Annotated in this window: 1 protein-coding gene; it reads right to left on the bottom strand. The window is 54.8% G+C overall.

The window, feature by feature from the left end; genetic code table 11:
• Positions 1–11: 11 nt before the first annotated feature.
• Positions 12–852 (bottom strand): IS3 family transposase (locus AQ1_RS12920; RefSeq protein WP_042088034.1); only part of this gene is annotated, 841 nt, incomplete at its 5' end.

Below are 852 nucleotides of genomic sequence, written 5' to 3'. Positions count from 1 at the left end.
TTTGGTTTAAGTTAAGCGGCCATGTCGGTTTCGTCCAGCATGGCGTAGTAGTTTTTCTCAGCTTCAGCGGGCGGGATATTGCCAATGGGTTCCAGCAGTCTTTTATTGTTGAACCAGTCTACCCATTCCAGTGTAGCATATTCGACGGCTTCGAATGACCGCCATGGTCCGCGCCGGTGGATTACCTCTGCCTTGTAAAGGCCGTTGATTGTTTCAGCCAAAGCGTTGTCATAGCTATCGCCGACACTGCCGACCGATGGCTCGATGCCTGCCTCGGCCAAGCGTTCAGTATATTTGATCGATACATATTGGCTTCCACGGTCGCTGTGATGGATGAGACCGCCGCGATGCGTGGGCCTGCGATCATGTAAAGCCTGCTCCAAGGCATCCAGAACAAAGCTGGCGTGAGCGGTTCTACTGACCCGCCAACCAACGATATATCGGGCGTAAACGTCAATCACGAATGCGACATAAACAAAGCCTTTCCAGGTCGCGACATAGGTGAAGTCCGATACCCACAGCATATTGGGCGAAGGGGCATGGAACTGGCGGTTGACATGGTCGAGCGGACACGGCGCTGCATGATCGCTGACTGTCGTTCGTACAGGCTTTCCGCGTATCACCCCTTGAAAGCCCATATTGCGCATCAACCGTTCGATGGTGCAGCGGGCAATGTCAAAGCCTTCACGGTTCAGCTGCCGCCAGACCTTGCGAACACCATATACCCCGAAGTTCTCGGCAAATACGCGCGCGATCTCCGGCTTCAACACCATATCACGCTTGGCGCGATCCGACAGCCGCGACGGATCACGGCGCTTGGCGAGATGACTGTGATAGGTCGACGGGGCAATT

The sequence above is a fragment of the Iodidimonas nitroreducens genome, from assembly GCA_000710935.1.
GTDB classification, from domain to species: Bacteria; Pseudomonadota; Alphaproteobacteria; order Sphingomonadales; family Rhodothalassiaceae; genus Iodidimonas; species Iodidimonas nitroreducens.
Note: the sequence above shows the minus strand (reverse complement) of the source record. Positions and strands in the feature narration are given on the sequence as shown.